Consider the following 8,578-nt stretch of genomic DNA (forward strand, 5'->3'; position numbering starts at 1 on the left):
TGGTGGTGGTCGATGCCGCGGCCCACTAGGCCGCCGCGGCCACACACGATGCAGGCACAGGCAACCGCCGGCGCCGCGCCGCAGGGCGCCGCCGTCTTCGACCTCGACGGCACGCTGATCGACGCCGCGGCGGACATCGCCGCGGCGCTCGCGCCCGCGCTGGCGGCGCGCGGCCTCGCGCCGCTGATGCTGGCCGAGGCCACGTCGCTGCTCGGCGACGGCCTGCGCGTGTTCGCGCGCCGCGCCTTCGTGCTGCGCGCGGCGGAAATCACGCGCACGGAAGAGAACTGCTTCGTCGAGCGTTACCTGCGCACGCCGATCGACCAGACCCGCCTCTACCCGGGCGTGGAAGCCACGCTGCACCGGCTGCGCGGGGAGGGATGGAAGCTGGCCGTGTGCACCAACAAGGTCGAGGCCGCGGCGGTGGACATCCTCGCGCAGCTCGGCATCCTGCCGCTGTTCGAGGCGGTCTGCGGCGGCGACACCGTGCCGGCCTGCAAGCCGGCCCCGGTCCACCTGGCGGAAACCATCCGGCGCGCCGGCCTGCGCGCCGTGCCCGCCGTGATGATCGGCGACAACCCGGCCGACGTGCTGGCGGCCGCGGCCTGCGGCATTCCGGCGGTCTTCGCGCAATGGGGATATGGGCGCCTCGGCGCGCTGCAGGGCACGTGCGCGGTTGCCGCCCGCTTCGAAGACCTGCCCGCGCTGCTCCGCGCCGCCCGGGCACCGCGTCCGGCTGCTTGAGCCCGCTTGCGCCCGTTTGCGCCTGCCTGCACCTGCCTGCGCGCGCTGCACGCACCGCACGGAAAGTTGACGCCCATTTTTGTTGGCCGTTAATTGCGATTTAAATGACGATCGGCGACCACCGATCCGCCATCAATCAGCCATCAATTGACCGCCGATCAGCCCTGCATCAGTCATTAAAAAAAAGCCATTGAAAGGCCATTAAAAAACCATCGAAAGACCCATCAATTTTTCGTGAAATACTTTCACGGCATCACCCGGCTCGAAACTCGTTTGCCCGAAGCATACTTTCATGGCTTCGAACAAAAGGCGCGCTCCATCAGCGCCACCGAGTCCATCAACGAGCAGAGTGAGACATGTCAGATTCCCCGCAAATCAGCGGCTTCCAGGTCCGCCCGGTAGTCGTGCCGCTCAACCCGCCGCTGCGCACCGCCAGCGGCGTCATGGCCAAGGCCCCGCTGGTGCTGGTCGATATCTCGACCAATGCCGGCGTGACCGGCAGCGCCTACATCTTCACGTACACGCCGTGTGGTCCTGCAGGGCGTGGTCGAAGTGCTCAAGAACCTGCTGCCGCAGCTTGAATCCGCCGCGCTGGCGCCGCGCGCGAACCTGGCGGAGCTGCGCCGCAAGCTGGTGCTGATCGGCACGCCGGGCCTGCTCGACATGGCGCTTGCGGCCATCGACATGGCGCTGTGGGACGCGCACGCGCGCTTCCTGAACGCGCCGCTGTCGCGCGTGCTCGGCGGCACGCCGTCGCGCACGCTGGCCTACGCCAGCTTCGGCATGGAGCGCGCCGAGGATGCGCGGCCGCTGATCGCGCAGGCGCTCGACGCGGGTTTTCGCGCGATCAAGATCAAGATCGGCTACCCGACGCTGGCGGAAGACCTGGCGGCGGTGCGCGCGGCCCGCGCGCTGACCGGCGAGCGCGCCAGCCTGATGATCGACTACAACCAGTCGCTTTCCGTGCCCGAGGCGATCCGCCGCTGCCAGGCGCTCGACGACGAAGGCCTGGCGTGGATCGAGGAACCCACGCGCTGCGACGATTTCGCCGGCCACGCGCGCATCGCCGAGGCGGTCAGGACGCCGCTGCAGCTCGGCGAAAACCTCTACGGGCCGCGCGAGGTCCGTCGCAGCATCGGCGAGCGCTGCTCCGACCTGATGATGCTCGACCTGATGAAGGTCGGCGGCATCTCGGGCTGGATGGACGCGGCCGGCATCTGCGCCGCGGCCGGCGTGCCGGTGTCGAACCACTTCTTCCAGGAAGCCAGCGCGCACCTGCTCGGCGTCACCCCGACCGCCCACTACCTCGAATACTTCGGCATCGCCGACGCCGTGCTCGCCGACACCCTCGAGGTGGTCGACGGCCATGCCGTGCCGAGCCAGCGCCCGGGCATCGGCATCACCTGGAACGAAGCGGCCGTGCGGCGCTTCGCCGCCTGATCCCGCGCGGCTTGGCCCCATACCTTCGCCTGCCAGTCAGGCGGCTCTTTGCCGGAAACGGCTTTCCTACCGGAGACAACCTCAAATGAAAACCTACCCGAAATTCAAGGCCGCGGCCTGCCATGCCGCGCCCGTCTACTTCGACACGCCGGCCACGGTGGAAAAGGCCTGCGCCTGGATCGCCGAGGCCGCGCGCAACGGCGCCGAGCTGATCGCCTTCCCGGAAGCGTTCATTTCCTCGTTCCCGGTCTGGTCCGGCGTCTGGGCGCCGGTCGACGTGCATGAGTTCTTCGTCAAGCTGGCGTCGTCGGCGGTCGAGGTGAACGGCCCCGAGATCCGCCAGATCCGCGACTGTGCCCGGCGCCACGGCGTGTTCGTGTCGCTCGGCATCAACGAAGGCACGCCGACCAGCCCGGCCTGCATCTGGGACACCAACATCCTGATCGGCGACGACGGCGCGATCCTCAACGCGCACCGCAAGCTGGTCCCGACCTACTGGGAAAAGCTGACCTGGACCCCGGGCGACGGCAACGGCCTGCGCGTGTCGGACACCCGCATCGGCCGCATCGGCGCGCTGGTGTGCGGCGAGAACACCAACGCGCTGGCGCGCTTCACGCTGCTGGCGCAGGGCGAGAACGTGCACGTGTCGTCGTTCTCGCCGCGCTGGCCGACCAACCCGCCGGGCGAGGCCGGCTACGACCTGGAGGCGGCGATCCGCCTGCGCGCCGGCGCCCATGCCTTCGAGGGCAAGCTGTTCAACATCGTGGCCTCGGGCTTCCTGCCGCCGGAGGCCATCGACATGATCAGCCGCGACAACCTGCGCGCGCGCCAGCTGCTGGAGGAATCGCCCAAGAGCGTGTCGATGATCCTCGGCCCGGACGGCCAGCCCATCAGCGAGGTGATCCGCGACGAGGAAGGCATCGTCTACGCGGACATCGACCTCGCCAAGTGCGTGGTGCCCAAGCAGTTCCAGGACGTGGTCGGCTACTACAACCGCTTCGACGTGTTCCAGCTGAAGGTCAACCGCCGCGCGCTCGCGCCGGTCGAGTTCTCGTCCCACGCCGAGGAGCGCACGCTGGGCGCCGACGAGGACGACCTCGACGACGTCATCAACAACGCCTCGCTGCGCGCCGCGCCGGTGCGCCACAACGCCTGATTTTCCGATCCCCTGATCCGCGCCGGCCGGTCCGTTCATGAGCCGGCCGGCGCCACGGCGCAGCACCCGCTGCGCCACCTCCGGCAAAGTATCGAAGCCATATCGATTCAGCCACACACATAAAAATCCGAAGGAGACAAAACATGCCTTGGAGTCAAATCTATGACCCCTTGGGGAATCCCCTATTCTCGACGCTGGTGGCCGCCATCCCCGTCGTGGTCCTGCTGGCGGCGCTGGCGTTCTTCCACATCCAGGCGCACCTGGCCGCGGGCCTGGCGCTGATCGCGGGCGGCATCGTCGCGTGCACGGTGTTCGGCATGCCGGCCAGCGTGGCCGGCAAGGCGGCCGCCTACGGCATCGCCTCGGGGCTGTTCCCGATCGGCTGGATCGTGCTCAACATCATCTTCCTGCACCGGCTCACCACGCAGAACGGCTATTTCAAGGCGCTCCAGCAGTCCATCTCGGGCGTCACCGAGGACAAGCGCATCCAGTTGCTGCTGGTGGCCTTCTGCTTCGGCGCGTTCTTCGAGGGCGCCGCGGGCTTCGGCACGCCGGTCGCGGTGACGGGCGCGATCCTGATCGGCTTCGGCTTCTCGCCGCTGGCCGCGTCGGGTCTCGCGCTGATCGCCAACACCGCGCCGGTCGCGTTCGGCGCGCTCGGCTCGCCGGTGCTGGCGCTGGCCTCCGTGACCGGGCTGGACCTGCTGCAGCTCTCGGCCATGATCGGGCGCCAGTTGCCGTTCTTCTCGGTGCTGGTGCCGTTCTGGCTGATCTGGGCCTTCGCCGGCTACCGCGGCATGAAGGAGATCTGGCCCGCCATCCTGGTGGCCGGCGTCAGCTTCGCGGTGCCGCAGTACGTGGTGTCGAACTTCCACGGCCCGTGGCTGGTCGACGTCATCTCGTCGCTGGTGTCGATGGGCAGCCTCACGCTGTTCATGCGGGTATGGCGGCCGCGCACGATCTGGACCTCGACCAAGCTCAAGAAGCACCATGACGACTCGCACGTGGAGAACCACGACGCGCCGGCCACGGCGGCGGCCACGGCCGGCACGGCGGCGGGCACCGTCTCCGCGGCCAGGGCGTGGATGCCGTGGGTCATCCTCACGGTGTCGGTCTTCCTGTGGGGCGTGCCGCAGGTCAAGAAGGCGCTCGATGCGCTGTGGGCGTGGAAGTACAGCATTCCCGGCCTCGACAAGATGGTGCTGAAGATGCCGCCGGTGGTGGCCGCCCCGGTCGCGGAATCGGCCACGTTCGCATTCAACATCCTGTCGATGGCCGGCACCGGCATTCTCATCGCGTCGCTCGTCGGCGGCCTGCTGATGGGCTACTCGCTGCCGCGGCTGTTCCGGGAATACCTGCGCACCATCCACCTGGTGCGCTACTCGCTGCTGACCATCTGCGCGATGTTCGGCGTGGGCTACCTGACCAAGTATTCCGGGCTCGATGCCACGCTGGGCCTGGCGTTCGCGCATACCGGCGTGCTCTACCCGCTGTTCGGCACCATGCTCGGCTGGCTCGGCGTGGCGCTGACCGGCTCGGACACCGCGGCCAACGTGCTGTTCGGCGGCTTGCAGAAGACCACCGCCGAGCAGCTCGGCCTGTCGCCGTATCTGATGGCGGCGGCCAACAGCTCGGGCGGCGTGATGGGCAAGATGATCGACGCGCAGTCGATCGTGGTGGCGTCCACGGCGACCAAGTGGTACGGGCACGAAGGCGACATCCTGCGCTACGTGTTCTTCCATTCGCTGGCGCTGGCGGTGCTGGTCGGCCTGTTCATCACGCTGCAGGCCTACGTTCCGCCGTTCGTCCACATGGTGATCCACTGACGCGGCAAAGCCGCCCCGCCGCAGCGATGCGGCGGGGCTTCGTCTATTCCAGCGGCTTGCCGAGGATCTCCGTCATCCAGCGCACGAAGGTCATGACGTCGCCGTCGTCCTCGCAGTCCGGCGGATAGATGATGTAGTAGGCGTAGATCGAGCGCACCTCGATCTCGAACAGCGGCACCAGCACGCCGGAACTGAGCCAGCTCTGCGCCATGCGCCGGCGCGCCAGCGCCACGCCCTGGCCGTTCACGGCGGCTTCCAGCATCAGCCCCAGGTCGACGAACTGCACGCCGGTGGCGGGCTCCGGCCAGTCCAGCCCGGCCGCCACCAGCCACGGGCGCCACGGTTCCAGCGGGCAGCGCAGCAGGCGCGCGGCGGACAGCGCGGCCGGCGACGCGAACGGCCCGACCTCGCGCAGATAGGCCGGGCTGCACACCGGGAAGACCGGCTCGTCCAGGATCTTGACCGCTTCCAGCCCGGGGTAGTTGCCGTTGCCGAAGCGGATCTCGACGTCCGCGTTCTCGGACTTCAGGCCCACCAGCGGCACGGAGAGCTGCAGGATCAGTTCGATGTCGGGATGGTCGGCCTGGAAGGTGGCCAGATGCGGCACCAGCACCTGCCGCGCGAAGGTCGGCGGCGCGGCCACGCGCAGTTGCCGGACCTCGCCGGCGAAGCGGGGCCGCGCGCCATAGTGGCTGAGCGCGGACAGCGCTTCCTTGACGACTTCGAGATATTCCGATCCCCTGGCCGTCAGGGTGAAGCCGCCTTGCGCGGAGTTGAACAGCTCGATGCCCATGATGTCTTCGAGCTGGCGGATGCGGTGGCTGATCGCGCTCGGCGTCACGCACAGCTCCTGCGCGGCCAGGGTCCCGCTGCGCAGCCGCGCCACCGCCTCGAACGCCATCAGGCACTGCAATGGGGGAACTCTGTAAGCCATGCGCGATACTCTTTTTCGACGGCCCGATGCCTCGGCCGGGTCTCCGGCATCGATGATACAGGATCGCTATCGGGCGCAAGGCGGCGCAAACCCGCGCCGCCTTGCCGCGCGCTCAGCCGCCGCCGAGCATGGCCTCGGCGCCGAAATCGAGCGCCGCCGCCAGCACGCAGGCCACATGCACCGCGTCGGCGCCGGCGCCGTCGTGGATCTGGTGGCGGCAGCTCGTGCCGTCGGCCACCACGATGGTGCCGGCCCCGGCCTGGCGCACCGCCGGCAGCAGCGACAGCTCCGCCATCGCCCGGGAGGCCTCGTAGTGCTCGGCTTCATAGCCGAAGCTGCCGGCCATGCCGCAGCAGGACGACTCGACCACGTCGAGCTGCAGCCCCGGGATCCACTTGAGCACGGCCTGCACCGGCCGGAACGCATCGAACGCCTTCTGGTGGCAGTGGCCGTGCACGAGCGCCTTGCCGCCGGGCAGCGCCTTGAGCTTGAGCTCGCAGCGCCCGGCCTGCTGCTCGCGCACGAGGAATTCCTCGAACAGCAGGGCCGAGTCCGCCAGCTTGCGCGCCTCGTCGCCAAACCCGTAGTTCAGGAACTCGTCGCGCAGCGACAGCAGGCACGACGGCTCCAGCCCGACCACCGGCACGCCGGCGTCGACGTAGGGCTTGAGCGCGTCGAGCGCGCGCCTGGCCTCGGCGCGGGCTTCGTCGACGAGGCCAGCCGCGAGGAAGGTGCGGCCGCAGCACAGCGGCCTGCCGCCGGGCTGCGCGCTGTAGTGCACGTCGTAGCCGGCGGCGCGCAGCACCATCTCCGCCGCGCGCGCGTTGCCCGGCTCCATGTAGTTGTTGAAGGTGTCCACGAACAGCAGCACCGAGCGGGGCCCGAGCGGCTCGCCGGCGGCCTTGCGGCTGCCGTCGAGGAAGGCGCTGCCGAAGCGCGGCAGCGAGCGCTCGCCGGCAAAGCCGAGCCAGCGCTTGACCAGCGGCGACAGCAGCGGCACGCGGTCCAGCGCGTTGACCAGCGGCGCCAGCAGGCTGGCCGCCGGCGCGTAGCGCGGCATGTACGCCACCATGCGCTCGCGCAGGCCGATGCCGTGGCGCCGGGTCCAGGCCGCGCGCGCCTCGATCTTGATCTTGGCCATGTCGACCCCGGTCGGGCAGTCGCGCTTGCAGCCCTTGCACGACACGCACAGGTCGAGCACCTCCTTGACCTCGGCGCTGGCCAGGCCGTCGTCGCCGAGCTGGCCGGACAGCGCCAGGCGCAGCGTGTTGGCGCGCCCGCGCGTGACGTGCTTCTCGTCCTTGGTGACGCGGTAGCTCGGGCACATGGTGCCGGCGTCGAACTTGCGGCAGTGGCCGTTGTTGTTGCACATCTCCACCGCCTTGGCCAGCCCGTGCGCGGGGTCGCCGCCGGTGCCCGGCGCGGTCTCGATGCCGGTGAGCGGGTCGCGCAGCACGTTCCAGCCGGACCAGTCCAGGCTGGGGGTCAGGTCGATGGCGCGGTACGCGGGCGGGAAGCGGAAGTTGGTGCTGTCGTCCATGCGCGGCGGCTGCACGATGCGGTCCGGGCTGAAGCGGTTGCCCGGATCGAACAGCGCCTTGATGTCGCGGAAGGCCTGGTGGATCTTCGGCCCGTACTGCCACGCCACCCATTCGCCGCGGCACAGGCCGTCGCCGTGCTCGCCGGAGAACGCGCCCTTGTACTTGCGCACGAGTTCGGCGGCCTCCTCGGCGATCGCCCGCATCCTGGCCGCGCCGTCGCGGCGCATGTCCAGGATCGGGCGCACGTGCAGCGTGCCCACGCTGGCGTGCGCGTACCAGGTGCCTTCGGTGCCGTTGCGGTGGAAGACCTCGGTCAGCTGGCTGGTGTATTCCGCGAGGTGCTCCAGCGGCACCGCGCAGTCCTCGATGAAGGAGACCGGCTTGCCGTCGCCCTTCATGCTCATCATGATGTTCAGGCCCGCCTTGCGCACGTCCCACAGCGCTTTTTGCGCGCCCGCGTCGGCCATGCGCACGACCGCGTCGGGCAGGCCGAGGTCGCCCATCAGCGAGACGAGGTCGTCGAGCCTGCGCAGCAGCGCGTTGTGCTCGTCGCCGGCGAATTCCACCAGCAGGATCGCCTCCGGGTTGCCGACCAGCGCCCGCTCGATGACCGGCCGGAAGGCCGGATTGCTCATCGACAGGCCGATCATGGTGCGGTCCACCAGTTCCACCGCCACCGGCCCCAGCTTGACGATGTGCCGGGTCATGTCCATCGCCTGGTAGAACGTGGGGAAGTTCACCACGCCCAGCACCTTGTGCGCCGGCAGCGGCGACAGCTTGAGCGTGAGCTGGCGGCTGTAGGCGAGCGTGCCCTCGGAGCCGACCAGCACGTGGGCGAGGTTGGGCAGGCCGTCGTCGCTGTAGGCGCGCGGGTTCTGGCAATCGAAGATGTCGATGTTGTAGCCGCCCACGCGGCGCAGCACGCGGGGCATGCGCT

At 69.4% G+C, this 8,578-nt stretch carries 7 protein-coding genes; 5 read left to right on the forward strand and 2 right to left on the reverse strand.

Annotation, left to right across the window (positions count from 1 at the left end):
• The 5 genes from K206_RS40225 to K206_RS0134830 all read left to right on the forward strand — a co-directional run.
• Positions 1 to 744 (forward strand): HAD-IA family hydrolase (locus tag K206_RS40225; RefSeq protein ID WP_231401728.1); only part of this gene is annotated, 744 nt, incomplete at its 5' end.
• Between the two features lie 356 nt (positions 745 to 1,100).
• Positions 1,101 to 1,325: a hypothetical protein gene (locus K206_RS44485; protein WP_081651618.1), complete on the forward strand. Its 225-nt coding sequence runs from the start codon at positions 1,101 to 1,103 to the stop codon at positions 1,323 to 1,325.
• Positions 1,273 to 2,184, forward strand: a complete 912-nt coding sequence (locus tag K206_RS40230) for an enolase C-terminal domain-like protein (RefSeq protein WP_020206888.1) — start codon at positions 1,273 to 1,275, stop codon at positions 2,182 to 2,184. The genes K206_RS44485 and K206_RS40230 overlap by 53 nt, the downstream gene beginning before the upstream one ends.
• Before the next feature lie 85 nt (positions 2,185 to 2,269).
• Positions 2,270 to 3,340, forward strand: coding sequence for a carbon-nitrogen hydrolase family protein (locus tag K206_RS0134825; protein WP_020206889.1), 1,071 nt, complete (start codon positions 2,270 to 2,272; stop codon positions 3,338 to 3,340).
• A gap of 143 nt (positions 3,341 to 3,483) precedes the next feature.
• On the forward strand, positions 3,484 to 5,166 hold the full coding sequence (locus K206_RS0134830; RefSeq protein ID WP_043367775.1) for an L-lactate permease: 1,683 nt from the start codon (positions 3,484 to 3,486) through the stop codon (positions 5,164 to 5,166).
• Between the two features lie 43 nt (positions 5,167 to 5,209).
• On the opposite strand, the gene K206_RS0134835 is transcribed toward K206_RS0134830, so the two are convergent.
• Positions 5,210 to 6,100 (reverse strand): LysR substrate-binding domain-containing protein, encoded by an 891-nt coding sequence (locus tag K206_RS0134835; protein ID WP_043367777.1) that lies wholly within the window; start codon positions 6,098 to 6,100, stop codon positions 5,210 to 5,212.
• Between the two features lie 112 nt (positions 6,101 to 6,212).
• Positions 6,213 to 8,578, reverse strand: a 2,366-nt coding sequence (locus K206_RS40235) for an FAD-binding and (Fe-S)-binding domain-containing protein (RefSeq protein ID WP_043367780.1), incomplete at its 5' end; no start/stop codon positions are given.

This window comes from Cupriavidus sp. WS (assembly GCF_000395345.1).
GTDB lineage: Bacteria > Pseudomonadota > Gammaproteobacteria > Burkholderiales > Burkholderiaceae > Cupriavidus > Cupriavidus basilensis_B.

Excerpts from the sequence above, each read along its gene's own strand:
- K206_RS44485 (WP_081651618.1), top strand. The coding sequence starts at position 1,101 with ATGTCAGATTCCCCGCAAATCAGCGGCTTCCAGGTCCGCCCGGTAGTC.
- K206_RS0134835 (WP_043367777.1), bottom strand. The coding sequence starts at position 6,100 with ATGGCTTACAGAGTTCCCCCATTGCAGTGCCTGATGGCGTTCGAGGCG.
- K206_RS0134825 (WP_020206889.1), top strand. The coding sequence starts at position 2,270 with ATGAAAACCTACCCGAAATTCAAGGCCGCGGCCTGCCATGCCGCGCCC.
- K206_RS0134830 (WP_043367775.1), top strand. The coding sequence starts at position 3,484 with ATGCCTTGGAGTCAAATCTATGACCCCTTGGGGAATCCCCTATTCTCG.